General features: G+C 69.8%; 24 protein-coding genes. 8 read left to right on the top strand and 16 right to left on the bottom strand.

Annotated elements, in window-relative coordinates:
* Positions 1–31: 31 nt before the first annotated feature.
* From fabG to ACGFI2_RS24265, 6 genes are all read right to left on the bottom strand, one after another.
* Complete coding sequence (gene fabG / locus ACGFI2_RS24290; RefSeq protein WP_393520977.1) at positions 32–817, bottom strand: 3-oxoacyl-ACP reductase FabG; 786 nt, start codon at positions 815–817, stop codon at positions 32–34.
* On the bottom strand, positions 814–1,089 hold the full coding sequence (locus ACGFI2_RS24285; protein ID WP_393520975.1) for an acyl carrier protein: 276 nt from the start codon (positions 1,087–1,089) through the stop codon (positions 814–816). Before ACGFI2_RS24285 ends, fabG begins: the two co-directional genes overlap by 4 nt.
* 22 nt (positions 1,090–1,111) lie before the next feature.
* Positions 1,112–2,371, bottom strand: a complete 1,260-nt coding sequence (locus ACGFI2_RS24280) for a ketosynthase chain-length factor (RefSeq protein ID WP_393521124.1) — start codon at positions 2,369–2,371, stop codon at positions 1,112–1,114.
* A 20-nt stretch (positions 2,372–2,391) separates the two neighbouring features.
* A complete protein-coding gene (locus ACGFI2_RS24275; protein ID WP_393520973.1) occupies positions 2,392–3,663 on the bottom strand; it encodes a beta-ketoacyl-[acyl-carrier-protein] synthase family protein in 1,272 nt (423 codons plus the stop codon).
* Complete coding sequence (locus ACGFI2_RS24270) at positions 3,660–3,989, bottom strand: TcmI family type II polyketide cyclase (RefSeq protein ID WP_278143715.1); 330 nt, start codon at positions 3,987–3,989, stop codon at positions 3,660–3,662. The genes ACGFI2_RS24275 and ACGFI2_RS24270 overlap by 4 nt, the downstream gene beginning before the upstream one ends.
* A gap of 75 nt (positions 3,990–4,064) precedes the next feature.
* The gene (locus ACGFI2_RS24265) at positions 4,065–5,819 is read right to left on the bottom strand and encodes an acetyl/propionyl/methylcrotonyl-CoA carboxylase subunit alpha (RefSeq protein ID WP_393520971.1); all 1,755 of its coding nucleotides are present in this window, start codon (positions 5,817–5,819) and stop codon (positions 4,065–4,067) included.
* 335 nt (positions 5,820–6,154) lie between these two features.
* On the opposite strand from ACGFI2_RS24265, the gene ACGFI2_RS24260 reads away from it, so the two are divergent.
* Positions 6,155–7,543 (top strand): multicopper oxidase family protein, encoded by a 1,389-nt coding sequence (locus ACGFI2_RS24260; RefSeq protein WP_393520969.1) that lies wholly within the window; start codon positions 6,155–6,157, stop codon positions 7,541–7,543.
* 288 nt (positions 7,544–7,831) lie between these two features.
* On the opposite strand, the gene ACGFI2_RS24255 is transcribed toward ACGFI2_RS24260, so the two are convergent.
* Both ACGFI2_RS24255 and ACGFI2_RS24250 read right to left on the bottom strand, forming a co-directional pair.
* A complete protein-coding gene (locus tag ACGFI2_RS24255; RefSeq protein ID WP_393520967.1) occupies positions 7,832–8,452 on the bottom strand; it encodes an NADPH-dependent FMN reductase in 621 nt (206 codons plus the stop codon).
* Positions 8,453–8,483: 31 nt separating this feature from the next.
* Positions 8,484–8,783 (bottom strand): hypothetical protein, encoded by a 300-nt coding sequence (locus ACGFI2_RS24250; RefSeq protein WP_393520965.1) that lies wholly within the window; start codon positions 8,781–8,783, stop codon positions 8,484–8,486.
* Between the two features lie 110 nt (positions 8,784–8,893).
* Here ACGFI2_RS24250 and ACGFI2_RS24245 point away from each other — a divergent pair, with 110 nt between their 5' ends.
* Positions 8,894–9,934 carry a TetR/AcrR family transcriptional regulator gene (locus ACGFI2_RS24245; protein WP_393520963.1) on the top strand — a complete coding sequence of 347 codons (1,041 nt, stop codon included), beginning with the start codon at positions 8,894–8,896 and terminating at the stop codon, positions 9,932–9,934.
* 281 nt (positions 9,935–10,215) lie between these two features.
* Positions 10,216–10,854 (top strand): response regulator transcription factor, encoded by a 639-nt coding sequence (locus ACGFI2_RS24240; RefSeq protein ID WP_393520961.1) that lies wholly within the window; start codon positions 10,216–10,218, stop codon positions 10,852–10,854.
* A gap of 479 nt (positions 10,855–11,333) precedes the next feature.
* On the opposite strand, the gene ACGFI2_RS24235 is transcribed toward ACGFI2_RS24240, so the two are convergent.
* On the bottom strand, positions 11,334–11,717 hold the full coding sequence (locus ACGFI2_RS24235; RefSeq protein ID WP_393520959.1) for a hypothetical protein: 384 nt from the start codon (positions 11,715–11,717) through the stop codon (positions 11,334–11,336).
* A 479-nt stretch (positions 11,718–12,196) separates the two neighbouring features.
* Here ACGFI2_RS24235 and ACGFI2_RS24230 point away from each other — a divergent pair, with 479 nt between their 5' ends.
* The 4 genes from ACGFI2_RS24230 to ACGFI2_RS24215 all read left to right on the top strand — a co-directional run bounded on the left by ACGFI2_RS24230 (position 12,197) and on the right by ACGFI2_RS24215 (position 17,180).
* Positions 12,197–14,878 (top strand): fibronectin type III domain-containing protein, encoded by a 2,682-nt coding sequence (locus tag ACGFI2_RS24230; protein WP_393520957.1) that lies wholly within the window; start codon positions 12,197–12,199, stop codon positions 14,876–14,878.
* A gap of 103 nt (positions 14,879–14,981) precedes the next feature.
* On the top strand, positions 14,982–15,821 hold the full coding sequence (locus ACGFI2_RS24225) for a hypothetical protein (protein WP_393520955.1): 840 nt from the start codon (positions 14,982–14,984) through the stop codon (positions 15,819–15,821).
* Positions 15,818–16,753: a nucleotidyltransferase family protein gene (locus ACGFI2_RS24220; RefSeq protein WP_393520953.1), complete on the top strand. Its 936-nt coding sequence runs from the start codon at positions 15,818–15,820 to the stop codon at positions 16,751–16,753. Before ACGFI2_RS24225 ends, ACGFI2_RS24220 begins: the two co-directional genes overlap by 4 nt.
* Positions 16,746–17,180 carry a lasso peptide biosynthesis B2 protein gene (locus ACGFI2_RS24215; protein WP_393520951.1) on the top strand — a complete coding sequence of 145 codons (435 nt, stop codon included), beginning with the start codon at positions 16,746–16,748 and terminating at the stop codon, positions 17,178–17,180. The genes ACGFI2_RS24220 and ACGFI2_RS24215 overlap by 8 nt, the downstream gene beginning before the upstream one ends.
* Here ACGFI2_RS24215 and ACGFI2_RS24210 read toward each other — a convergent pair.
* The 6 genes from ACGFI2_RS24210 to ACGFI2_RS24185 form a co-directional block, all read right to left on the bottom strand.
* The gene (locus tag ACGFI2_RS24210) at positions 17,156–17,437 is read right to left on the bottom strand and encodes a PqqD family protein (protein WP_393520949.1); all 282 of its coding nucleotides are present in this window, start codon (positions 17,435–17,437) and stop codon (positions 17,156–17,158) included. The two genes, ACGFI2_RS24215 and ACGFI2_RS24210, sit on opposite strands and share 25 nt — an antisense overlap.
* Positions 17,434–18,588 (bottom strand): asparagine synthase-related protein, encoded by a 1,155-nt coding sequence (locus ACGFI2_RS24205; RefSeq protein WP_393520947.1) that lies wholly within the window; start codon positions 18,586–18,588, stop codon positions 17,434–17,436. Before ACGFI2_RS24205 ends, ACGFI2_RS24210 begins: the two co-directional genes overlap by 4 nt.
* A gap of 1 nt (position 18,589) precedes the next feature.
* Entirely contained in the window at positions 18,590–19,465 is an 876-nt protein-coding gene (locus ACGFI2_RS24200; RefSeq protein WP_393520945.1) for an ABC transporter permease, read from the bottom strand.
* Positions 19,462–20,076: an ATP-binding cassette domain-containing protein gene (locus tag ACGFI2_RS24195; RefSeq protein ID WP_393520943.1), complete on the bottom strand. Its 615-nt coding sequence runs from the start codon at positions 20,074–20,076 to the stop codon at positions 19,462–19,464. Before ACGFI2_RS24195 ends, ACGFI2_RS24200 begins: the two co-directional genes overlap by 4 nt.
* Before the next feature lie 8 nt (positions 20,077–20,084).
* Complete coding sequence (locus tag ACGFI2_RS24190; RefSeq protein WP_393520941.1) at positions 20,085–20,246, bottom strand: lasso RiPP family leader peptide-containing protein; 162 nt, start codon at positions 20,244–20,246, stop codon at positions 20,085–20,087.
* Between the two features lie 644 nt (positions 20,247–20,890).
* Entirely contained in the window at positions 20,891–21,058 is a 168-nt protein-coding gene (locus ACGFI2_RS24185) for a hypothetical protein (protein WP_393520939.1), read from the bottom strand.
* 10 nt (positions 21,059–21,068) lie between these two features.
* Here ACGFI2_RS24185 and ACGFI2_RS24180 point away from each other — a divergent pair, with 10 nt between their 5' ends.
* The gene (locus ACGFI2_RS24180; RefSeq protein ID WP_393520937.1) at positions 21,069–21,209 is read left to right on the top strand and encodes a hypothetical protein; all 141 of its coding nucleotides are present in this window, start codon (positions 21,069–21,071) and stop codon (positions 21,207–21,209) included.
* 957 nt (positions 21,210–22,166) lie between these two features.
* Here the strand turns inward: ACGFI2_RS24180 and ACGFI2_RS24175 are convergent.
* A complete protein-coding gene (locus tag ACGFI2_RS24175; protein WP_393520935.1) occupies positions 22,167–23,858 on the bottom strand; it encodes a hypothetical protein in 1,692 nt (563 codons plus the stop codon).
* Positions 23,859–23,895: the final 37 nt, after the last annotated feature.

Raw genomic sequence — 23,895 nt, 5'->3', positions numbered from 1 at the left:
TCGTGACGGGGTAGAAGGGGGCGGTCCGCGGTCAGAAGTTGCCCAGGCCGCCGCAGACGTTGAGGGCCTGCGCGGTGATCGACGCGGCGGTGTCCGAGGTCAGGTAGCCGACCAGCCCGGCGACCTCCTCCGGGGTGGAGTACCGGCCGAGCGGGATCTTCGCCTGGAACTTGGTGAGGATCGCGTCCTCGCTGGTGTCGTAGGCCTGCGCGTAGCCGGCGCGAACCCGCTGTGCCATCGGGGTCTCCACATATCCCGGGCAGACGGCGTTCACGGTGATGCCGGTCGGGGCCAACTCGTTGCCGAGCGCCTTGGTGAAGCCGACGACACCGTGCTTCGACGCCGAGTAGGGCGCGCCGAGCACCACGCCCTGCTTGCCCGCGGTGGAGGCGATGTTGATGATCCGGCCGCGGTCCTTGTGCCGCATGCCACCGGTGGTGAGCACCTCGCGGGTGACCAGGAAGACGCTGTTCAGGTTTGTGTTGATCACGTCGAACCAGAGCTCGTCGGCGATGTCCGCGGTCACCCCGCCACCGCTGCGCCCGGCGTTGTTGACCAGCACGTCGACACTGCCGAACCGGCCCACCGCGGCCTGGACGAACGCCTTGACCTGCTCCGGCGAGCCGACGTCCACCGGGCTGCCGTCCACGTCGAGCCCTTCCTCCTGCAATTGCTTGACGGTGGCGGTGACGTTCTCCGCGGTGCGGGCACCGATGAAGACCCGGTGGCCGGTACCGGCCAGCAGCCGGGTCACCGCCAGACCGATGCCGCTGGTGGCTCCGGTGACGACCGCGACCCGCGGTTCACCGGCGGTCATCGGGTCGGCTCCGTGGCCAGGGGGAGCAGGTCGTTGACCGCACCGATCAGGCCGCGCGGGGTGGAGCCGTCCAGGAGCAGGTCGTCGCCGAGCGCGATGCCGTACTCCCGCTCGATCCGGCCACCGGTCTCCAGCAGCGCCAGCGACTCGTAGCCGAGCTCCTGGAACGTGCGGTCCAGGATGTCGCCGTCCAGGTCCACCGCCTCGTCGGCGCCGGCGCCCTCGGTGAGAATCCGCTTCAGGTCGTCCAGGGTGAACTGGAAATGAGCCATGGCTGGCCTCTGTCCTTTCCGATCAGTGAGAGTGGTCGCTGGTGCGGGTCAGCACCATCGCGGAGTTGAAGCCGCCCTGGCCCCGGGCCAGCACCAGTGCGGTGTCACAGGCGCCGGTCCGCGCCTCGGTGACCAGGTCCAGGTCGGCGTAGTCGGCCGCCGGGCGCACGTTCACGGTCGGCGGGATCAGCCCCTCGGCCATACCGAGAAGCGCGGTGGCCAGGTCCAGCGGGGCCGCACCGGAGTAGAGCCGGCCCGTCATCGTCTTCGGCGCGGTGACCGGCACGCCACGCGGGCCGAAGACCGCGGTGATCGCGTCCGCCTCGGCCCGGTCCAGGTCGGGCAGGGCCGCGGCGTCGGCGAACACCACGTCCACATCGACCGGGGCGAGACCGGCGTCGGCCAGCGCGATCTCGATCGCCCTGCGGAGGGCCGGTTCATGCCCGCTGCCGGGCGCCGGGTCGAAGGTGGCGCCGTACCCGCGGATCTCGCCGTAGCTTCGCGCACCGCGCCGGCGGGCCGCCTCGGCGTCCTCCAGGATCAGGATCGCGCCACCCTCGCCCGGAACGTGACCTGCCGCGTCACCGTCGAACGGCAGGTAGGCACGGTCCCGGTCGTCGCTGCCGCTGAGCCGCCCCCCGGCGAGCTGGGCGACCCAGCCCCAGGGGCAGATCGAGGCGTCCACCGCGCCGGTGACGACCAGGCTGGTGCCCTTGCGGATCTGGCGCCGGGCCTGGGCCACCGCGTCCAGGCCACCCGCCTGGTCGCTGACCAGGACGCCGCTCGGGCCCTTCATGTTGTTACGGATCGAGATCTGCCCGCTGTTGACGGCGTAGAACCAGGCGAACGACTGGTACGCGCTGACGTACTGGCTGCCCTTGCTCCAGAGGGCCTGCAACTCCCCCTGGCCGAACTCGAACCCGCCGGACGAGCTCGCGGTGACCACACCCATGTCGAATTCCGGCAGGTCGCCCGGCCGTACCCCGGCGTCCGCGAGCGCCCAGTCAGTGGCGACCAGCGCGAGGCGGGTCATGTGGTCGGTCTGCGGCAGCAGCCGGCTCGGCAGATGATCCTTGGCGGTGAAGCCGGGCACCTCGCCGGCGAGGCGGGCGGGATAGCCCCTGGCGTCGAATCGGGTCACCGGACCGATCGCGGCGCGGCCCGCGCGGGTGGCCGCCCAGTGCTCGGCGGTACCGAGGCCGGTCGGGGCGACCACGCCCAGGCCGGTCACCACGACCGGGGAGGTTGAAGACGGGCGCGCCGGGGCGCGGACCGAGCCGATCGGTTCGCTCGCGAGATCGCTCACGCCGATGTCCTCTCCGGCCGTGCCAGCACCATCGCGCTCTGGAAGCCGCCGAAGCCGCTGCCGACCGTCAGCACCGTGTCGACCCTCTGGTCTCGGGCAGTGATCGGCACGTAGTCCAGGTCACACTCCGGGTCGGGGGTGTGCAGGTTCGCGGTGGGCGGCACGACGCTGTGCTCCATGGCGAGCGCGCAGGCGGCGATCTCGATCGAACCGATCGCGCCGAGCGAGTGCCCGACCATCGACTTGATCGAGCTCATCGGGGTCCGGTACGCGTGCTCCCCGAGACTCCGCTTGACCGCCGCCGTCTCGTGCCGGTCGTTCTGCTTGGTGCCCGAGCCGTGCGCGTTGACGTAGTCGATCTCGTCAGGGTTGATCCGCGCCTCGTCCAGTGCGGCGCGGATCGCCTCCGCCATCTCCGCGCCGTCCGGCCGCAGCCCGGTCATGTGATAGGCGTTGCTGCGGGTCGCGTAGCCGGCGATCTCGGCGTACAGGTGGGCCCCGCGTCGGCGGGCGGACTCCAGCTCCTCCAGGACGAAGACTGCCGCGCCCTCGCCGAGCACGAATCCGTTGCGGGTGCCGTCGAACGGCCTGGAGGCCCGCTCCGGCTCGTCGTACCGGGGGGTGGTCGCCTTGATCGCGTCGAAGCAGGCCATCGTGATCGGCGAGATCGGCGCATCCGACGAGCCGGCCACCATGACGTCGGCGGAGCCCTCGCGGATCAGCTCGGCCGCGTACCCCACCGAGTCGATGCCGGAGGTGCAGCCGGTGGAGACGACAGTGGTGGGTCCCTGCGCGCCGACCGCCCAGGCGACCTCCGCCGAGAACGAGCTGGGGACCAGGTAGTTGTAGAGGTGCGGGACCGCGTACCGGTGGTCGACCAGGTGCAGCCGGCCGCCGTCGCTGACCACCCGGTACTCCTCGTCCAGGCCCATCGTGGCGCCGACCGCGCTGCCCACCGTGACGCCGATCCGGTACGGGTCGCAGGAGTCCAGCACGATGCCGCTGTCGGCGACCGCGCCGCGGGCCGCCACCACGGCGAACTGCGCGGCGCGATCCATCCGGCGGATCTCCTGCGGGCTCAGGCCGTGCTCCTCGGCCGAGAAATCGATCTCGGCGGCGACCCGGGACCGGAACGGCGCCGGGTCGAAGAAGGTGATGCCGCGCGTCGCCGTCCGCCCCTCGCTGAGCAGGTCCCAGAAGTGCTTGCGGCCGAGACCTCCGGGGGCGAGCACCTCGACACCTGTGATGACCACACGCCGACCGGTCACGAGGAGGCCTCCCAGGAGTAGAACCGGGTGGCCATGGCGTCCGCCGGGGAGCGCCAGGTCGCCGGGTCGTACGCTTCGATGAACGGCTTGAGGTCCGCGCTGATCGCGACGAACCGGGGGTCGGTCTTGGCGCCCTCGATCCGCTCTCCGCCGTCGTCCGAATCGAAGTCCTGCAGGTGGAAGTACAGCCCGCGGTAGGCGAACAGCTGGCGGCGACGGGTGCCCATCAGGTGCGGCATCTCGGTCTCGTCGAAGCTGCGGAACAGCTGGGCGACGTCGGCGCCCGCCGACGGCTCCATGCGCGCCACGATCAGAGTGCTGTGCATGCGTCTCTTCCTTCTTATGAAGCCGACTTGGCGAAGCCTTGATGGACCCGACATGGCCGAAGGCACGCGGATACGTCAGTCCTTGATCTCGCAGACGACCGCGCCCGACCGGACCGCGACACCCACCGTCGTGGCCAGGCCCTTGACCGTTCCGGTCTTGTGCGCGTGGAGCGGTTGCTCCATCTTCATCGCCTCCAGAACGACGATCAGATCGCCTTCCCGAACCTTCTGCCCGTCCTCGGCCGCGACTTTGACGATCGTTCCCTGCATCGGCGAGACCAGCGTGTCGCCGGTGACACCGCCGCCCGCGGCCCGGCCCGGCCGACGCCGGGGACGCCCGCCGCGCACCGCCTTGCGCGCCGAGGAAGCGCCGCCCAGGGAATGCGGCAGGGATACCTCCAACCGCCGGCCGCCGACCTCGACCACCACGGTCTCCCGGACGTTCTCCTCGGCCTCCGCGTCGACACCGGGCCCGGCATAGGCGTCGATCTCGTTGCGGAAGTCGGTTTCGATCCACCGGGTGTGCACCGTGAACGGCGAGCCGGTGAACGCCGGGTCGGTGACCACCGCCCGATGGAACGGCAGGACGGTGGCGAGCCCTTCGACCTGGAACTCGGCCAGTGCCCGGCGGGCACGCCGTAGCGCCTGCTCCCGGGTGGCCCCGGTGACGATCAGCTTGGCCAGCAGTGAGTCCCAGGCCGGCCCGATCACGCTGCCCGGCTCGACCCCGGAGTCGAGCCGGACGCCCGGTCCGGACGGCGGGGCGAAGACGCTGACCGTGCCCGGCGCCGGCAGGAAATCGCGCCCGGGGTCCTCGCCGTTGATCCGGAACTCGATGGAGTGCCCTCGCGCAGGCGGGTCGTCGTAGCCGAGCGGCTCGCCGTCGGCGATCCGGAACATCTCGCCGACCAGGTCGATGCCGGTGATCTCCTCGGTGACCGGGTGCTCGACCTGCAACCGGGTGTTGACCTCCAGGAAAGAGATGGTGCCGTCCCGGCCGATGAGGAACTCACAGGTGCCGGCCCCGACATAGCCGGCCTCCCGGAGGATGTCCTTCGACGCCCGGTACAGCTCGGCCCGCTGCGCCTCGGTCAGGAACGGCGCCGGGGCCTCTTCCACCAACTTCTGGTGCCGGCGTTGCAACGAGCAGTCCCGGGTGGAGACGACCACCACGGTGCCGTACGCGTCCGCCAGGCACTGGGTCTCCACGTGCCGGGGCCGGTCCAGGTACCGCTCGACGAAGCATTCACCGTGGCCGAACGCGGCGACCGCCTCCCGCACCGCGGACTCGTACCGGTCCGGGATCTCCTCGATGGTGTGGGCGACCTTGAGGCCACGGCCGCCGCCGCCGAACGCGGCCTTGATCGCGACCGGCAGACCATGCTCGCGGGCGAACGCGATCACCTCGTCCGCGTTCGCCACCGGATCCGGGGTACCGGCTATCAACGGTGCACCGGCCCGCCGGGCGATCCGGCGGGCCGCCACCTTGTCACCGAGGTCCCGGATCGCCTGCGGTGGCGGGCCGATCCAGATCAGGCCGGCGTCCAGCACCGCCTGGGCGAAGTCAGCGTTCTCGGAGAGGAAGCCGTACCCCGGGTGGACCGCGTCCGCGCCGGACTCACGGGCCGCGCCCAGCACCTTCTCGATGTCCAGGTAGCTGGTGGCCGGGGTGTCCCCGCCGAGCGCGTACGCCTCGTCGGCGACCCGTACGTGCGGGGTGTCCCGGTCCGGCTCGGCGTACACGGCCACGCTGATGATGCCGGCGTCCCGACAGGCACGCGCTACGCGCACCGCTATTTCGCCTCGATTAGCGATGAGTACCTTACGCACGACTGGCGGTCTCCTGATTCGCTAGGAATCTCGAAGGTTTGTCCATCCACCTCCGTAAGCCATCGTGGACGGTGCGCACCGCCATTGCAAGAATCTCGGATGCAACAACGAGTCAGCTTTCACAATTCCATGCAGGAATCACATGGAATACCCAGAGAAACGTCAGGGAAATGCCAAAAGTGCAGGTCACCGATGGCGGGCCGACGACGTGACAAAAGTCATTGACACCATAGGACGGCGGTCTATACATTCCTTCCGTTCAAGACCTAACGGGGGGAAGTTTCGTGAAGCGACGCTCTGTGTTTATTGCCGGAGGAGCAGTTGTTGGTGGCGTATTGCTCGGCCGGCAGGCAGTGGCCCTGGCCGATTCGCCCGCGCAGCCGGAGGGCGGTGTCGCGGGCGCGGAGACGCTGAGCGCCACGCCGTTCCAGACCCCGATGCCGTTGCCGCCGGTTGCGGTGCCGATCCGACGCGGCACCCTCTACGACGAGTACGAAATCAACGTGCAGCGGGCTCAGCTCGAACTGGTGCCGGGCCTGACGACCGACGCGCTCACCTTCGGTGGCGGCTGGGTCGGCCCGGTGATCCGGGGCCGCACCGGCCGTCCGGTGAAGGTGACCTTCCGCAACACGCTGGACGTGCACACCAACGTGCACCTGCACGGCGGCCACGTAGCGGCGGTCAACGACGGGCATCCGATGGACATGATCATGCCGGGGGATTCGCGGACCTACGACTACCCGAACAGCCAGCGCGGGGCCACGCTCTGGTACCACGACCACGTGCACAACGACGAGTCTGAGCACACTTACCGCGGGCTGCACGGCATCTACATCGTCGACGACCCGGCCGAGGCAAGCCTCCGGCTGCCGACCGGCGCGTACGACATTCCGATCATGCTCAACGACGTGAAGATCGACTCCGCCGGCGCGCTGATCTACGAGCCCCCGAATGCGATCGAGCGCAACATCGTGCTGGTGAACGGCAAGGCTACGCCCTTCTTGCCGGTGGCCGCCCGCAAATACCGGTTCCGGCTGATCAACGCGACGAACGAGGGCACCTACAAGCTGACCCTCGACAAGGCGACGATGTGGCAGATCGGCACCGACGGAGGGCTGCTGCCGGCACCCGTGGCCCGTCCCGAGATCACCTTCGGCTCTGCTGAACGGGTCGACGTGGTCGTCGACTTCAGCGGACTTCCGAAGGGCTCCTCGGTGGTGCTCAGCGACGCCGTCAAGGGCCCGATCCTGCGCTTCGACGTGAACTTCACAGCCACGGACACCAGCGAGCTGCCCCGGAAGTTGCGTGATCTGCCCGCGCTGCCCGCTGCCACCGTGGAGCGCGACGTGCGCCTCTCGTTCGATTTCAGCCAGGGAATCCCGCCCCTCGCCCTAGTCAACGGCAAACAGTTCGACGCCAACCGAGTCGACTTCACCATCAAGCGGGGCACCACCGAGATCTGGACTGTCTACAACGACGACACAGAGCCCAGCATCCTCCATACCTTCCACCTGCACATGACGCACTTCCGAGTGCTGAGCCGCAGCGGCGCGCCGATGACCGCGGACGATGCCGGGCTCAAGGACACGGTGCTGGTGCCGCCCGGATCCTCGGTGCGGCTGCAGGCGACCTTCGCCAAGTACCTGGGCCGCTACCCCTACCACTGCCACTTCCTCGAGCACTCCAGCATCGGCATGATGGCCCAGATGGAAATCGTGCCCTGAGCCTGTCGGTCCCTGAGCGCCTTCAGGCAGGCCGACTGTCACGGGTCGCCACCGGTGCCCGGCCGACCGCGCAACAGCGGTCGCCCGGGCACCGGCCTCGGGCGGCCTGTTCGTGGACGGCGCCGCTGGACGTCCGCCGGCCCACACCGGTGATGACGCCGTCATGGCTGAACGTGCAGTCCGGCTGGACGACGAATTGACGGGCTTGGCCCGCACCACTGTCGGCTGCGCCCGCGCGGCCGGGCGGCGGGCGCGTTGTCTCGCCCACCGCCCGACCGCGCGTCGGGGTCAGACGGACAGCGGCTCCGCGGCGGGGGCGCGCAACGGCTTGAGCGCCGCCGACCACGCGACGATCTCGTCGAGCATGGTGCCCAGGGCGGCGACGTTGTGCGGGCCGGGCGTGCAGGTTCCCGGGTCAGTGGGATCGGCCGGGTCGGTGAAAGTGAAGTCGACGAACATCGACAGGGCCACCTGGGTGTGCACGTCGGCGATCTTCACCTCGGCCATGACCTGGCGCAGCTGTTCGACGGCGCGCGTGCCGCCGTGGATGCCGTAGCCGACGAATCCGGCGGCCTTGTGGTGCCACTCGGCGTAGAGGAAGTCGATCGCGTTCTTCAGCGCCGCGGGGAAGGAGTGGTTGTACTCCGGGGTGACGAACACGAACCCGTCGAATCCCGCAACGGTGTCCGCCCAACGGCGGGTGTGGTCATGGGCGTAGCTGGCGAACGCGGCCGGGACCGGCTCGTCGAGCATCGGCAGGTCGAAGGCCGCCAGGTCGACAAGCTCGACGGCGACTCGGCCGTCGATGACGGCGGGAAGTGCTGCGGCGGTGTCGACGACCCAGTTGGCCACCGACTCGCCCCGGCGGCCGGGACGGGTGCTGCCGACGATGACGGCGATGCGGATCACGGGAAGTGTCTCCTTGCTGCGGTAGGTGCGGTCAGCGGGGCGGGTAGGCGGCAACGGTCTCCAGGTTGGCGACCGTCGGCCCCTCGACGCAGATGTGGTTGAGCTCGGCCCGGTAACGCTGGAAGGAGGCGAGCCGGTGGTGCGCGGCTTCACCGGGGCCCTGGTCGGACTCGATGACGGCGAGGAACTGGCCGGTGCCTTCCAGCTGGAACGTCTCGTAGCGCAGCCCCGTCGGCCTGGTGCTTTCCAGGTCCGCGTAGGCCGTGCGCAGCAACTCGATGCTGCGCTGTATGTGCTCCGGTTTGACCGTGTAACGGATCAGCACCCGCACGCCCGGCTCCTTCGATGTGCTTGAGGGCCATTTTCATCGGACAGCCTGCATTTCGTAAGACAGCATGTCTTCCATAAGACGGTATGTCAAACGAATGCTAGGGTCGGTTCATGCCCGGCACGCGGAAGTACGAGCAGCGGCTACGCGCCCAGGCCGCCGTGTACACCAAGCGGCGCATCCTCGACGCCGTCTACCAGCAGCTCGTCAACGCGCCATCCGAACCGGTCAGCCTGGACAAGGTGGCCAAGCTCGCCGAGGTGGCCCGCTCGACGATCTACACGGTCTTCGGGTCCCGTGCGGGTCTGTTCGGCGCGCTCGGCATGGACCTACTCCATCGCGGCGGCTTCACCGACATGGTCCACGCCGTCCTGCAGCCCGACGCCCGGCAGGGCCTGCGCGACGGCATCCGCGGCAACGTGCACATGTACGCGGCCCACCGCGACGCCCTACGCACCCTGTTCTCCATGGCTCAACTCGACGCCGATGCAGTCGGCGGGGCGGTCCAACGCCTGGAACAAGGCCGCGCCGAGGGCATGAACGGCCTCGCTCGACGCCTGCACGAGCAGCACACGCTGCGCGACGGCGCCACCGTCGGATATGCGGCCGACGTGCTGTGGCTCCTCACCAGCTTCGACAGCTTCGACCTGTTGTTCACCGGCCGACAACTGTCCGTCGACACCGTCACCGCCACCCTGGCCGACACCGCCGAGCATGCCTTGTGCCGTCCTCTTCCGGAACACTCGTCGGCATCGAGCCATGCGCCAGCCGCCGGTCCGACCTCTGCCACGGCGACCCTGCAGTCCTCCACCACCGTGGCGGCGCCGGTTCAGCCGGTCAGCGAGGACGCCGGCGTGCAGGGAGATGAACAGGTACGGCGACCAGGCGGGAAGGCGGCCAAGGAAACCTGGAAGACATCCGCCCACAGGATGACCGCCCAGTGGACTGATCGCCCCCCAGCGGCAACAACAAGGGGATCAGATCCTGGTGGCCCCGATCCCTTGACACGTTCCGGCTTGACGTTCGGCGGCATTGCTCCAACCAATCACCTGGCCCGCCAAGCGGATGTCCATAAGCCGGATGATCGCCACCTTTATCACACACAAACCAACCCCGGCGGCAATGACCTGCTGTCAAAGATTTTACACAGATGACACCAACTGAAGCACTCAAGCAGTTCCTTGGCAGCCCTTGAGACATAGGCCGTCCGCATAGCTAATTTAGAGGTTCAGGTAACACAGATTTTCTTTGACACTGTCGTGCGCGGGTGTGTAACTTTGACGCCAGTTTGCGGCGGCATTGAATACAGTAGATCTAGGCCTCGGGGGATGCCATGGACCAGCATGTGACCGCCATAATGGAGCAAGGCGATTCGCCTGCGGCGATGCCGACGGGGGCGCCCGGGGGGCCGGGGGCATTGTGGAGCGTTCTGCTGGTGGAGAGCGACAGCCGTGAGATGGAGCAGCTCGCGAGCCGGCTGCGGCGGCACGGCCTTCAGGTGGAGTGCACTCAAAGCGGCGGCGTGGCGATCCGGATCTGCAAGAAGTTCGATCTCATCCTGTTGGAGATGGAGCTGCCCGACCTCGACGGTCTTGAGGTGTGCCGCGCGATCCGGGCCAGCGCCGATGTCCCGGTGATCGCCGTGACGTCCGGTGGCGGTGTGCTGGACCGAGTCCTAGCCCTGCACGCCGGCGCGGACGACTACGTCGCCAAACCGTACGCGTTCCGCGAGCTGACGGCCCGGATGGAGGCGGTGATGCGCCGGGCGCTGGGCCGGCCGCACGCAGCGCAAGTGATCTCGCACGGTCCGCTGCGGATCGACGTCGCGCTGCGCAAAGTCAGTCTCGCCGGCCGCGACCTCGACGTCACGCGCAAGGAGTTCGATCTACTCTGCCTGCTCGCCGCGAACCCGGACAAGGTGATGGCTCGGCAGCGGATCATGCAGCAGGTATGGGGTAACTCCTGGTCGCGGCGCACGGTGGACACGCACGTGAGCAGCCTGCGGAGCAAGCTCGGCAGCAAGGACTGGATCGTGACTGTGCGTGGGGTCGGTTTCCGCTTCGGGCACCCCTGACCGACGCTGACCTGTTGTCACCGTTCGGGATGGTGTCGCCGTCCCGAACGGTGACGTAGCCAGGCACAACGCGGAGCCCGCGACGGGATCATGGCAAGGTCACGGCGAGGTGATCCGGCGCCTCGGCCCGGATTCGCTGTACAAGCACTCGGGTCCGCCCGGCCGTGAGGCTCCCGCGCGGCGCCGTGTGCGAGAGCGAGTCGGCGGAAGGTTTGCCGGGAGACCGGCCGCGGGAAGATCTCGGTGTTGGTGAACCGCAGGGCTTGTGCGTAGCCGTCGCGGGCGATCCCGTGCGCCCTGGAGTTCGCGTGGCCGTTCCCCAGAGGGGTGCTTGCGCAGAGGCTCGATCGTCTGGTTTCCGCCGCTGCGCAGGCCAGACAGCACAAAGGGCCTGGCCCGCGTTTCCGCAGTCCAGACCCCTCATGATCTTGTGCGCCCGAAGGGACTCGAACCCCTAACCTTCTGATCCGTAGGCGGCTTCAGCAGCCACAGCCGGCCCCGAGGCCGGCGGGTGATGCCGCGTCGGCCAGCAGGGCATCGTTGTCGTTCTCGGCCTCGTTGCGGGACTCCCAGCTCGACCGCTCGGTTTGCGCCCGCAGCACCTCGTACGTCTTCGGGTCCAGCTCGGTCCAGGTCTCGTAGCCGGTCGCCCGGACCGGCACCCAGGCGAGGAGCTGCGCAGGCCACACCGCGGGGAGAAAGACCAGCATGGGAGCGCCCGGGGTCAACTGCCAGCCCCGCGCGGCCAGCTCGCGCACCTCCGGCAACGGCTCCGGCGTCAGGCCATCCGCGTCCATGTCGGCGGCCCCGGCCCCAGCGGGATCAGGCGGTTGATCGGCGCCCCAGGCGTGCCCGGTGTCCATCTTGGCAGCGTACGGCCCACCCCTGTTCGCGCGTCGCTGCTGTCGGGGCACTGTTGTCACCGCCCGCAGGTGGGGACCCGCCGGGCCTTCGCCCGCCGCCGTCGAGCAGAACCACCGACGATCCGGAGGCTGGCATCGGCGCCACTGCCTCTCGTCAGCCGGCAGCCGAGGGGGTCGCAACCCCTTCCACCTGCGAAAAGGGCTGTCGTGGGGATGACAGATCTGCACCCAGGGCGCGCTGATGATGCTATAGAGATATGGGCGGAATAAGGGATTCTTATGAATGAATGTCGCATTCGCCGGTTGTCCGACCGCCGCCCCCAGGTGCGGGACTCGACCGGCAGGACAACGGAGTAACCACCGGGCGGGTGACTTTCCTCGCGCCACCGTTCATTTCCGCGTCGAGGTAACGCACCGCCGCAGCGGCGGCTGGTGCCAGCTAGGTAGGAGCACCCATGCCAATATTGCACCGTGTCCGCATGCTGGCCGCCCTGGCGGTCGCATCCACCCTGGCGCTGTCCGCCGCGGCGGTGGCTCCGGCCGCCGCCCTGGGTCCGGTCTCCGTCACGCCGGCCGTCACCCGGGCGACACCCCTGTCCCTGGCCGACACGCAACTGGTGACCGCGTCCACGAAGGCCACCAAGCCGGCGCCGAAGCCGGTGAAACCGGCCGCGCCGGCCGCGCCCAGGGCTGCCCGCAAGGGCACCCAGGCGGTGGTCACCTGGAAGGCACCCGCCGACCGCGGCAGCAGGATCACCGGGTACGTGGTGACGCCCTACCGCAACGGCAAGGTCCAGAAGGTGGCCACCTTCGACGCGTCGAGGACCAGTCGCACGGTCGCCGGCCTACGTGCCGGCGGGTCGTACACCTTCACGGTGGCCGCGAAGAACGCGGCCGGCGTGGGGCCGGCCAGCCCACGGTCCACGCGGGCCGGCATCCTGGCCCTGCCGTCGGCGCCGACCGTCGCCGCGGTCTACGCCAACAGCGTGACCGCCACGCTGAGCTGGACTCCCGCATTCGACGGCGGTTCGCCCGTCACCAACTGGGTGGTCACCCCCTACATCGGCTCCGCCCGCCAGGCGAGCCAGACCTTGGGCCCGGCGACCAGCGGCGTGGTGACCGGCCTGACCTCCGGGGTGACCTACCGGTTCACCGTGGCCGCCCGGACCAGCGAGGGCACCGGCCCCGCGTCGGCGCTGTCGCCTGCGGTGACCACCAACGTGTCTCCCACCCTGGCGTTCCCCACGCCACCGCCGGCCGGCGTGGGTGTCGCCTACGTCGCCGCCCTGGACGTGACCCGCGGCGTACCGCCGTTCGTCTGGTCCGTCGAATCCGGCAGCCTCCCACCGGGGCTGACCATCCGGCCCAACGACGGCACCCTGACCGGCGTGCCCACCACCGCCGGCGTCTACCCGCTGGTGGTGCGGGTCGTCGACTCCGCGGCCAACTACGGCTCCCGGCGGATCGTGCTCGAGGTCAACCAGGCGCCCGAACTGCGGAATATCGCGCCACCGTTGGCCGAGGTCAACGCCTACTACACCACCCAGTTCCTCGTCACCGGCGGGACCGCGCCGTTCAGTTGGTCGCTGGCCGGCGGGGCGTTGCCCCCGGGGTTGACCCTCGACCCGGCCACCGGGCTGCTCAGCGGCCTGCCGACGGTCGCCGGGGCCGACCTGTTCACCGTCCGGGTCACCGACGCGTTCGGGCTCGCCGACACCCAGGACTTCCGGCTCGTCGTCCAGCCGGCCAGCGTGGTCACGCTGACCCCCGGCACCGCCCAGACCACCTTCGGCTCGGCGGTGTCCTTCACCGTGGCGATCGGCCCGGGCGTGGCCGAGGGCACGGTAACCTTGATCGACCTGCTGCCCAACGGCACCGACGAACCGCTGGGCACCTTCCCGGTGGCCTTCAACGCGGCGTCTTTCCAGGCCCAGATGCCGGCGTTCGGCCTCAACACCTTCCGCGTCCAGTACGACTCCAGCAACACCAACGCGGTGGTCAACTCCAACACCGTCACCGTCGACGTCCGCGCCGCCCAGGGGCAGGTGGTCATCGACCAGTTCGCCCAGTCCGGGGTCGCCGGCCCCGCCGACCAGTTCGTCTCCGTGCTCAACACCACGGCGCTCAACCTGCCGATCGCCGGATTCAAGATCGAGACCGCAGGGGGCCCGACGATCACCATCCCGGCGGGCGCCCGGCCGATACCGCCGCGTCGCGGCTACCTGGTCGGGGCCGCCGACTACTCCCTGACCAACATCGTGCCCGACCTGGTCGTGCCGAGCCTCGGCCCCGGCGGCGGCCTCCGGGTGGTCGCCCCCGACCTGGGGAACACCGTGGTCGACGCGGCCGGATCGTCACCCGGCTACTACGAGGGAACTCCACTGCCGGCCTTCGCCGGCCCGCCGTTCGTCACTTTCGGATGGGTCCGGCTGCGCAACAACGGACAGCCACTGAGCACCGGGGACACCCTGCACGACTTCAGGCTGGTGTCGACCGTCCTCGGCCCGATCAACGGGGTGCCCACCGCGCTCGGCGCCCCGTCGCCGCAGAACAGCCTCGGCACCTTCCAGCAGAACGGCAACGTGCAGACCACGCTGCTGGACACCGGCGTCGCCTCTTCGGCGGCGCCCAACCGCGAGCTGGTCGGCAACCGGCTGACCCTGCGCCGCACGCTCACCAACCGGTCCACCCAGCCGATCACCCAGGCGCGACTGCGAATCACCGCACTCAGCCAGGCCAACGGGGCCCCGAAACCGGGTGACCCGGAGCCTGCGCCGCCGCACGGCAACCTGCGGCTCATCAACCCGACCACGGCGACCAGCTCCGTCATCCTGAGCAACGGAGACACCGTCACGGTGTGGAACCTGCGGATGGACACCCCGGCGACCAGCCCACCGGGCGGCGGCCTCTCCACCACTTTGGCCATCCCGCTCGCCCTGGGCGGCCTCGGCAGCGGGGATTCGATCGACATCTCGCTGACCCTCGCCGTGGACACCCCCGGTCGGTACTGGATCGGCTGGGACATCGACGCCCTCGGCGGCACCCCGACCACGGCGGTCAGCAAGGTGACCGCCACCAAGGCGGGCGCCAGGCTCACGAAGGCCGGCCCGAACTCGGCCGGCTTCCGCAAGGGACAACTGGTCACCGGCACGCTGCGCTGACCTCCGTCCACTGGTGCGGGTGGCGCTCCGCGGAGCGCCACCCGCACCCCTGCCCGTCGTTGATCCAACGAAACAATCCCAGCATGCTTCGGGAGAGTGCAGAATGCGGCCATCCGCACGTTTCGCCTACGGACTGCGGGTCCACGGCCTGGCCGGAGTCACCGAGCTGATGCCGGCGGGGACCGACCCGCTGCCCGAGGTGGCGGTCCAGCAGGACACCGACTCGCCGCGGCCCGACCCGCACCCGCTCGACGACCGGCGTGGCGTGCGGCTGCTCGCCGACGGGCGGCACCTCGCCGTCGACCGGGAACGCCGCACCGCCGTCTTGCACGGCCCACCCCTCACCTCCGACCTGCTCGCCCACCCGTACCTGGCCCCGGTGGCGACTCCCTTCAACCGCTGGGCTGGCCGCGAGACGTTTCACGCCGGCGGATTCGTCCGGGACGGTCGCGCCTGGGCGGTCACCGGTCCCCGTACCGCCGGCAAGAGCAGCCTGCTGGCGGCGCTGGCCGCCCGGGATGTGCCGGTGGTGGCCGACGACGTGCTGGTCGTGGAGGGTACCGACGTCTACGCCGGGCCGCGCTGTGTCGACCTGCGGGAGCCGGTGCCCGGAGTCCTCCTGTCGAGCGGTCCGGCGCGGGCTCGCACCCGCACCCGCGTGCACCTGCCGCCCATCGCACACCGGACTCCGCTCGGCGGCTGGTTCTTCCTGCACTGGGGCGACGCGGTCGAGACGAAACCCGTGCCGCCAGCCACTCTGCTCGCCCGGCTGGCCGCCTGGCGGTCCTGGCACCAACTGCCCACCGATCCGGCCGTCCTGCTCGCCCTGGCCACCCTGCCCGCCTGGGAGCTCACCCGTCCTCGCGACTGGGGAACCCTCGACCAGGTCTGCGCGCTGCTGGAAGCGACCCCCGCCACGGTGGGAGAGGTGGTGTTGCGATGAGCGCGCCCACCCGACCGCACGCGCTGTACTGTCTGGCTCTGGACGAGGCCGCGGCGGTCACCCACACCGCCCTGCGCACCCGGGGCATCGACAGCATCCTGCTCAAGGGCGCGGGGCTGGCCCACCGGCTGGGCAACGAACGGTCCCGCACGTACACCGACGTCGACCTGCTGGTCGCCCCGGCAACGTTCGACGCCGCTCAGGAGGTGCTCCTCGACCTGGGCTACCGGCCCGAGATGCCGGGCGCCCGCGAGGAGGACTGGTCACACTGGTACGAGCGCCTGTGGCGGACGCCCGGCCCGGTGAGCCTCGCGGTCGACCTGCACCGCGGGTTTCACGGGGTGGGCGACCCGGAGGCCTTCTGGGCGGCGCTGCGGGCCGCCGCGGAGTCGATGCCCCTCGCCGGTCACTCCGTTCTGGTGCCGGATCGGATCGCCGCCACCATGCTCGTCGCGCTGCACGTCGCCACCACCGCCCGCTCCCCGCGCCCCCTGGCCGACCTCGAACGGGCCCTCACCGTGACCCCCGAGGAGACCTGGCGGAGCGCGGCCGACCTCGCGGAACGGACTGCGGCGGCCACGGATTTCGCTTTCGGGCTGAGGCGACTGGCGGCGGGGGCGGCGCTCGCCGACAGGCTGCGGTTGCCGTCCGGGTCATCGGCGGTGCACCACGTCATCCACGGCGGCGGCAGCCCTGCGGCGTACCTGCTGGCCCGCGCTGGTGAGCTGCCGACCACCCGGGCGCGGATCGACTACCTCGCCCGCCGGCTGGCGCCCTCGCCGGCAGCGATGCGCTACGCGCGACCGCTGGCCCGGCGGGGCGGTGTCGGCCTGGCCCTGGCCTACCTGTTCCGCTTCGTCCGGGCCTGTTGGCAGGTCCCCCGCGCCATCCCCCAGGTCCGCCGCGCCGAACGACGGTCGGTCGATGGCTGACCGGCTGCGCCCGCTGGTCGGGCTGTGGCGTCGGCACGGCCTGCGCGGATTCCGGGTCTTGGTGTGGACGGTGCGGGCCCGCCGCCGCGTCCGCCGGCAGCTCGTCCAAGGCGGGATGGACGCCGTCTGGCCGCCCGCGCCTCCCGTGGGTGGTGCGAGCGACCGCACCGTGGTGGTCCGGGCACTGCACCGGGCCGGCGCGAACTGCCTGGAGCGGTCGCTGGTGCTGCAACGGTGGGACGCCCGGCAGCGGACGTCACGCACGCTGGTCATCGGCGTAACCGCCCCCAGCGCCGGATTCCATGCCCACGCCTGGCTGGACGGCGACCCCGACCCGCACCGCGCGGAGATGACCGAGTTGCTGCGGTGGGAACCACCCACCAATTGGCTGCCGGCGACCGTTCAGGACCGTTCGACCAGGCCGTAACGGTCCAGGTCGGCCAGGAAACGTCGCACGTCGTCGGTGACCCGGTCCCGCTCGACGTCGGTCGTCGCCGCCAGCGCCTCGGCCAGCTCCGTGGCGGTGGCGCCGTCCAGCAGCCGGCGCCAGAGCGAGGCACCAACCGGGTCGAGCCCGAAATAGACGGACTCGCGGGTGTCCAGCACGACGATCTCCTCGCCTGCCTGCCGCCAGGCGGCGCGCTGCTCGGCGATGCGGTAGACGGTGGGCTGCGCAGCGTTCACGGTGACACCTCCATGCGGGGCGCCGGCCACGGGGACGACGCCGGTGGGTTCTGTCTCAGCCAGAGATGCTGGACCAAGCCGGCCGTGCACTCCGGTATCGGCCAGCGCGACCAGACCTCCCGCAGGGCGGCCGGGTCGACCACTTCCTCGTTCACGCCTTGGCCGTCCCAGTGCCGGACGAACTCGCGGGTGGGGTCGCGGAGGAAGACGGCGAGGAAGTTCGCCTTGCGGCGGGCGGCCGTCACCGGCGCGGGCAACTCCGCGTCGGCGACCCCGGTGAGCAGCTCGGCGCGGGTCGGCCGCCGCCGCCGCCCCGCCCACCCGACCAGCGCGCCGGCGAACACCGGGTCGAGCAGGGGCTGCACCAGCCGTACGTCGTGGGCGTCGGCGACCCGCGAGAAGCAGGCAACTGTCGTGCGCAGGTCGCGCCGCCTCAGGTGCCAGGCGATCCGCTCGGCCAGCCGGTCCGGTTCGGCGCGCTCCTCGGCGCGGACGGCCCGACGGACCTGCCGTGCCGCCGCGGGCCGCAGCCACGGGAACATCTCGGTTGCCGGCTGGCGGCGTCGCATCCCGACCCGGAGCCGGCCGGCCGCCTGCCGTAGCGAGGCCGGGCCGGGCCGGCGCCAACCGGCGAGGATCTGATCGCCGCCGACACCGGTGAGCAACGAGCCGCCGGCCGCCAGCTCCACGATCGGCAGGTGCAGGTGCAGGTTCAACGGGTGCAACACGCCGAAGCGGTGCAGAAACCGCCCGGCGACCGGCCCGACCAGGTCGAGATCGTCGTCCGCGGTCAGGATCTGCCAGTCCCGGCCGAGGCCCAGCACCCGGATGATCTCGTCCTGCCACGGCGACTCGTACGCGCGCGGCGCTCCGGTGAAGCGCCAGGTGACCGGAATCGGGTCGGGCAGCCCTTCGCGGCGGGCGACCCGGACGGCGGCGGCGAGCACCAGCGAGGAGTCCAGCCCGCCGGAAAAGCTGAGCAGGCATGGAGGCCGCCGCAGCGCCGGGAGCACCGCGGCCTCCAGTGCGGCCAGCGGGGACAGTGCGGTGGGTGCGACGCGCAGCGGACCGCATTCGGCAGCGTCCGGCGGGGCGACGCCGGTGACGAGTCCGGTCGCCAGGTCGTACGGAGTGGGCCAGCGCACGGTCACCTCAGTCCCGGTTGAGGGTGCCCCGGCGGCAGGCGCGGCGCAGCGCCCCGCCGAACAGCCAGACGGAGATCGGCAACAGGATCACGGCGTAGCCCAGCAGGACGACCAGGTCGGTGGCCCACGGTTGTCCGGCGAGCGCGTCCCGGAATCCGTCGAGGGCGACCCTGGTGGGCAGCCCGGCGGTCAGCCACGGCGGCACCGCCGAAAGGGTGGCCACCGGAAAGTAGGTGCCGGAGACGAAGGCGATCATCACCATCGTCAGGCGGGCGACGAGTTCACCGCGGCCGAACGCGACGGTGAACGCCATCAGGCCGATCCCCACCGCCAGCATCACCCCGACCGCCGCGGCCAGGACGAGGGCGGTGCCGACCCAACTGGCCCGACGGACGTCAAGCCCGAACAGCAGGGAAAGGACGGCGAGGTAGATCGCGGCGCGCAGCAGCGCGAGAGCGAACGGGTGGGCCGCCAGTCCGACGGCGAGGACCCACCGGGGTGCGGGTTGGGCGATCAACATCTCCAGGGTGCCGTCCCGCTGCTCCTGGGCTATCCGGGTGGTCACCTGGCTGGTGGCCGCCTGGACGACGAGCATGAAGGTGAGGCCCACCGCGACGAAGTCGAAGTAGTCGGTGAAGTGCCCGAGAGCGTTCGCGTCCGGTGCGCTGAGCACCCGGGAGATGAGCAGGAAGACCGCCAGGTTCACGATGCCGAAGGCAAGGTCCAGTACCAGCGGTGGCACCAACCGACCCCGTTCGGCGAGGTCACGGCCGGCCAGGGTGAAAAGCGCCGCGCCCGCCCCCGCGAGGTCCGGCAGGTTCGCCATGGCCGGCGGCGGCGCGCCGGCCCGCGTGGTGGGTCGCCTGGTCGTTGGGCGACTCACCGACGCACCGGGAACAGCAGCGTGCGTTCGCATCGGTACCGGTCCTCCGACTCGTGGGACACCATGACGCAGGCCAGTTGGGGACGACGGTCCAGCGCGTCCCAGAGCAGGCTCCGGGCCTGCTCGTCGAGGGAACGACTGGGCTCGTCGAGCACCAGCGCGGTCGGATCGGCGAGCAGGCTGCGGGCGATCGTCAGCCGGGCCCGCATGCCGGCCGAGCAGCGTTGCGTAGGCACCTTGGCGAAGGGGCCGATCCCGAACTCGTCCTCCACCTGGGAGACTGCCCGGCGGGCGGTAGCGTCAGGCAGTCGCAGGCGCGCCGCCAGCAGCAGGTTTTCGTGGCCGGAGAGCCGGCCGTAAAGGCCCTGTTCCGGATTGAGGCAGACTCCCAGTGCACGGCGTGCCGCAGGTGACCCGGCCGAGTGACCGTCGACCAGCGCGATGCCGGAGGTGAGCGACAGGCTGCCGGCGAGACAGCGCAGCAGGGTCGTCTTGCCAGAGCCGTTGCCACCCGCTACAAGCAGTCGCGTTCCCGCCGGCACGTCGAGGTCGAGCCCGGAGAAGACCCGGTGTCGGCCGAACCAGCGGGACGCGCCGCGCAGGTGAAGCATCGAGCAGCTCAGAGGGAGTCGCCGGTGCCGCCCACACCATCAGTGATAGGGCCGGTTCCGCCGCGGGTCAGCTCAGCGAGAGTGCCGAGGCGTTCGACCTTGGGGGCCTGATACACGCGGACGGACCGCACCCTCTCGACGGATTCGGTACTAATATGGTTTGTGCTCATTTTCACCTCCGACGTCCGAATAGTGCTCCCTAGCAGAGTAGCCCAAGAGACGCGGCCCGAACGGTAAATCACCACATGCGAACCACCCTCCTACACCGCCGCCTACGGTCGAACGCAATCGGACAGATCCCCGAGGTGGCCCTCTGAATTCCACTGGGGCCGCTGCATAGCGAGGCCGAACGCCCACGATGCGGACCGATCCTGACGGGCGGGCCAACCATGCGTACGGAAACATCGCCTTCACCAGCCCGATGGGGGGATTCGCAGCCCTACCCATCGGGAGTCTCGCCGCGAGCGCGCACGGCGCCAGCTCTCCTGATCTTGGATGTTTGGGCGGGCAGGGGGCCTTGTCGTCGCGGACGCAGGCCCAGAGGAGGTTGAGGCGCTGTCTGGACAGGGCGGCGGTGGGTCTTTCCTTCGGCTCTCATCTTGTCGTAGTGGGCGCGTGATCGGGGGCAGTGGGACTGGGCGGCGAAGCTGGACATGCCGAACACCCGGCGTACCAGCACCCAGTCGGCCACAAGGGACAGGTGCACTGAGGGGCCTGACCGCAGATACGGCAGGTCAGACCCCCTCATGATCTTGTTCGCCCGAAGGGATTCGACCCCTGACCTTCTGATCCGTAGTGCCATCGGGGAGTGAGGTCACTCTGCGGCGACGCGGAGATAGTCGAGCCAGGCCTCGAGTGATCCATTCAGCGCGGCCTGCATGCCGGCAACGTCGACGGTCACCGGGGCGCCGCTCCAAGACTCTTCGGTGTCGACCCGCACCCCGCCGTCGACCAGGGTGAACGTCCAGGAGTGGATTCCCATGATGCCTTCGGTGAGCGCGTTCGCCGGCGCCCGCTGGGCCGGCCGCGACGATGCCAGCCGCCACCGGTGCCGGTCCGCGCTGGAGCGGGCGATCCCGGTCATCGCCGCCGCCTGCCGAGTCGTGGTGCCGGTGCTGGTCAGCTACCGGTAGGCGGCCATCAGCGCTCGCCAAGCCCGAACCCCCAGAGATAGAAAGCGCCCTCTGAACTGGAAGGATAGGAGTCTTACGCTTCTATTCGGCCAGTCCGAGGGGACACCTCGCAGGTGAGATTGCGCTATAACGCGCCAGTGGTCCGCGCGCGACGTTCGACGATCCGAATCTGGTGTCGTGTGCCGGCCTTGTTCCGGTGATGCGCTTGGCCCAGCAGGCCGGAGGCACCACCGCACACGCCCCCAAGCCGGGAAACACCAACACCCACCAGGCTCAACGACGAACCCGGATCAGATTCGCGTACCAGAGTGTGGGCACCAGCAACGGTAGACCTCACCATGATCAAAACCCAGGCGGACGCAACAACTGCCCACCGGACAGGGCCTGACGTGAGGGATGCTCGTCGCACGAGCACCCACCGAGCACCCAACCGACCAGAAGGGACAAAAAAGCAAAGGGGCCTGACTGCCGTTCCGGCAGGTCAGACCCCTTTTGATCTTGTGCGCCCGAAGGGACTCGAACCCCTAACCTTCTGATCCGTAGTCCGAACCCATCAGATGCTCTCTACGCCGTGTAGCCGTCACGTCCGGCGTGTCGCTGAGTGCTGCTGCGTGCCGAAAAGAGTGGCTGAGTATCTGCTGGTCAGGCCGGTGTCGCGAGCGGTATGTGGCACCCTGCGGTACCGCGGTCGGCCCTACAGGACGGACTGCGCCGGTTCTGTTCCAAGCGTGCTGGCCAGGCGCCGAACATCCGAGCACCAACGGAGCACCATCACGGCAGGTCACCGTCGCCATCGGGCGCCATCGCCGTGCTACAGCAGCGGTCGGGATCCGCGCATCTCCGTGTCGGCTCCGGCTGGAAACTGACCCCGTGGTTCCGGGCGGGTTCCGGAACAGAGGGGTCAAGGTTGAGCCGGCGTTGACACTCCGGACACCTCCTGAGCTATGCGTCGTCCCTCTAGACAGCTGGTACATCGGTCACGTCTGGAACGGCGGTGATGATCGCGCGGTCGGTGGATCCGGGAACGAGGCGCAGCGGTCCGCCGGCCCGGTCGTTCTCGCTTGGGGCGGGCTCTACGAGTCGAGCCGCGCAGTACACGATTTGGCGACGCATATTGAGGTCGATGTCGCGGCCGTTGATCCGTACGGTCATCGGGAAGAGTCCGGCGAAGGTGAACTCGTCGGCACCGACCGGGAGGTTCTCGGACGTCGTGACGGTCAGGGGAATTTCGGACCAGGTCCCCTCGACGCGTTCGCCGCGCAAGAGCCGGCCGACCCGCAGGATCGCGTCCAGGTCAGCGCTTGGGGTGGCGTCGACGTCCGGCACGGTAATGCGGTGGTAGGTGTGGCGTTGAATCGCGATCAGCGCTTCGAGCAGACGCACATGCCAGCGGGCCACGGGTGTTACTGGCTCATCGCTCATCTCCCAGACGGGGGTGACAGCCGGGCCGCCAGCTCGCACAGCCGCCATGATTCCCATGCCGGGCCCAAGGTCGGCGGTCAAGCGCACGGCTGGGAGCACGTCGGCGGGCGTTTTGCCCGTAAGCGATTGGGCGTTCAGTTGCACGGCGTCGCCGTCCCTGCCGTTGAGGAAGAACTGAAACTGCACCGCGCCTCCCCGGTCGTATCCGGACAACCACGACCCGGTGCCTTTCAGCCCTGCGGACAGTTCCACGCCGGTGAGGTCCAGGGTGTGACGCGCGGTGCCGGTCGTGTCGAGGAGGCGGATCTCCAGGTCCGGTAAATCCGCGGCGGACTCGGGAGCGACCATGAACCGGAAACGTCCTTGACCAGGCGTGGAACTGGCGACGCCAGGTGGCCCGCTGACCTCGGTGACGGTTCCCGGCACGTCCACGAACGGGGTGCCGAACTGCACGAAGTTCTCGACCGCCTGATGCTCGGGCGACCCCGAGGTGACCTCCAGCCGACCCGAGATGGTGATGGGACGCAACCTCGCCGACTCTGCGGACTTCGCCAGCAGCCGCAGCACCGAGTACTGGCCGTCGGGCAGTTGTTGGTACTGCACGTACGCGGCGGAGGTCCATTGACCGAGTTCCGTGTCCCACGGCAGGTCGCCGACGGCCCCGGTGCGGATCTCCAGTTCGTAGCGGTAGAACGGATCAACCTGGTTGAGAGTGGTGACGATGGCGCGCTGGCGTTCGACGGCGGCGGCGAGCATGTCCTGGGCGGGGACTCCGCGTGGTAGGTCCCGGCCGCCTTGAAGAGCGTCGGCCATCAGGCGGTGTAGGCGCTCTGCCCCGTCGCCGAAGTAGTAGTCCACCAGCTCCGGGCGGCGCGCCGCCAGCACATCCAGGTTTGTGCCGCCCATCCACCGGCACGGAAACTCAGCTTCTGCGGTGATCTCTGTGAGCCAGTCCAGTCGCTCGTTGGTGGGGTTCCACGGTGTCACCAGGGTCCACGACCGCACGGGAAGCCGGGGCAGGGTTTCCCGCACGAACGTCGACCATGACTTCCCGATCTCCGCTGCCTGCCGGGCATCGAGCCGGCTCGCGTACCTCTTGACCTGATAGATATCGAAACCATCCGGGTGCTCGACCCGGATGTCGACGCCACGATCACCGCGCGACGGAGTGATCAGGTTGCCGTGAGGATGCTCCAACAGCAGCAGAGCCGCGACGAACTCCTCCACCCGCTCTCCGGGCTCACGCTCCCAATTGACGGTAGTC

The organism is Micromonospora sp. NPDC049282 (assembly GCF_043197045.1).
GTDB lineage: Bacteria > Actinomycetota > Actinomycetes > Mycobacteriales > Micromonosporaceae > Micromonospora.
This window is presented reverse-complemented; position numbering and strand designations above follow the sequence as displayed.